The sequence below is a fragment of the Oerskovia douganii genome (assembly GCF_015142735.1).
In the GTDB taxonomy this organism is placed as follows: Bacteria; Actinomycetota; Actinomycetes; order Actinomycetales; family Cellulomonadaceae; genus Oerskovia; species Oerskovia douganii.
Genome location: NZ_JACSPN010000039.1, coordinates 19,840 through 21,969, shown reverse-complemented (window position 1 = coordinate 21,969; position 2,130 = coordinate 19,840). Strand labels below are relative to the sequence as shown.

At 70.4% G+C, this 2,130-nt stretch carries 1 protein-coding gene; it reads left to right on the top strand.

Annotation, left to right across the window (positions count from 1 at the left end):
- Window positions 1-1,207: 1,207 nt before the first annotated feature.
- A complete protein-coding gene (locus H9623_RS18500; protein WP_193721475.1) occupies window positions 1,208-2,059 on the top strand; it encodes a low molecular weight phosphatase family protein in 852 nt (283 codons plus the stop codon).
- Window positions 2,060-2,130 lie beyond the last annotated feature (71 nt).

Here is a 2,130-nt window from a genome sequence, read left to right as displayed (position 1 = left end):
ATCACCGCAGCAGCCCTCGTCCTGCTCCACCTTCAACGAGGAACCGCCAAATCAGCCTGGTGAGAACACCTCTCAGGGACAGCCCAGGTTTCGTTCTTCATCATCTTCGGGGGAGTGATCGGCGCTCTCGTAACGGTTGCACACGTGCTCGGCGCCGCATTCATCGCCGCAGCATTCACCGTCCGGGCGCTTTCGAAGAGCCCTAGCGAGCGCTACTCGAATTCAGCGCCCGCATCACCGAAGCAAGATGCCGGGGGCAACTTGCGGTAGCGTCGCAGCGCTCCTGGGCGTGCCCCTCTGGACACGCCCAGGAGCGCTATCTCTCACCCTTGGACGGATCGTGAATCGTCCACACGGACTCTTCTAGGGGGTCTGTTCGCTCCGTAACCTGCTCGGCTACTGGCTCAGTTCCTGGACCATACGCGACTGGCCCCACATTCTGCCGACCGAGGTACAGGTTCTGAACCTCGTCTGCTCCGCTCAGCAGTACCTCAGAGCCTGACGCCTGCCCACGTACATGCCGACGTCGAGCGGAGATTGACCGGGCGATCGCTCCGACCGCGACTGCCACCAGGAACGCTCCCACGATCCAGACCATTGGATTGCTCACGGGCCCCACTCCTTTCGTCCAGATCATCCTCTCTCCAATCTACAAGGGATGCCCTGCCTACGGCGCTCCTGCCCCGCTCGGGGGCTACGGGGCGCCGTTGTCGCGGGGAGCGCTCGCGCCGGCCCCCGCTGTTTTGGGCTGGGCACGCTGGGGAATGTGGTGTGGTCGGCGTCCAGCGAGCACGGTTCCCTGATCGACCGGCCCCAGCCGTTGAAGGTGTCGGCGTGAAGGCGTGGACTTGTGCCGAGCTGCGCTCGGGGCGGGGCGGGCCCCGCACCCCAGCCCGCGACTTCGTCACGGGTGCTCGTGGCCGCTGCGCGGCCGCTGTTCGCGCTGCGCGCGGTGTTTGCCCCCTCCTGGCTCTCCATCATCACCCGCGCACCCCGTGGCTCAACCCGCTCGACTTCGTCGTCGGCCCGCCGTCGGACCTCGCCGCCCGGCGCTCCTTCGTCGCTCTATCCGGGCAACGAGCTCCGTCGTCGGGCCGGACCGCGGGTTGCGCCCCGAGGCCCCGCGCGGGTGGTGATTACGACGCCAGGAGGGGGCGAAAAACGGTCCCGGCCTCGGGACGGCCCACCCTCCGGCGGAAAGGTCACCATGAGCGAGAACACGCAAAACGCAGGCCGTAGCGGGATCCTCGGCACGGTCTCCCGGTCGCCCGAAGCTACGTTCGGCGGAATCGGACGAGCCCGGCGCGTCGTGGTCATCGGGATCATCCGGCGACACCACACCGACGGCGAGCACGTCCAGCTGTTCGCGAACGGACCTGTGATCGCGGACCAGCCCGAGACCGGCCCGGCGGCCGTTGCCGTGCACACCGTCCGCCGCCCCCTGCGCGGCTCGTCCTGGGAGACGTGGCATGTGCAGCCCTGGGGCCAGGACATGCCCCGTGAGGGGTGGCAGGCATCCGGCGCCGGTATCGCCGTGCGTGGGCTGCCGGGAATGCCCGCCTCGGAGAACGCCGAGGTCGTCATCTCCCTGCACGACCACCGCGAGCACCTGGACCTGCTGTCCGCCCTCGCCGCCGCCGAGCGCGTCGAGGCATCGGAGTACCTCGAGCGCGCGGCACACGCCGTGTACCTGCGCCGCACCGCCGTGCGCCAGGCGCAAGACGACCTGGCCACGGACGGCATCGACCTCAACGCGCCAGCCGCCCTCGCGGTGATCGACCCTGCGATGGGACGGCTCCGCGAGGCCGAGCGCGAGGAGTACGCCGCCCGGCTCGTCCTTGACGCCGTGAGCCTGCTGCAAGACCCCGCGCCCTACTCGCACCGCGACGAGGTGAGCGCGTCCGCGGCCGCGAACGTCGACGCCGCACGATTCGCGGCCGCCGTGCGCGACCCGCACCCGTCCTACACCCCCGATCACGTCTTGGCCCTCGTCGGCGCCGGGCAGGTCATCAAGCAGTGGGCGCGCGAGCGCGTCCAGCCGCCCACGGCCCGCGGCTGACACAACCCACCACGTGCGGGGCGCGCCCCCCCGCCCCCCCCCCCCGGCCCCGGGGCCGGGGCGGCCCCGCC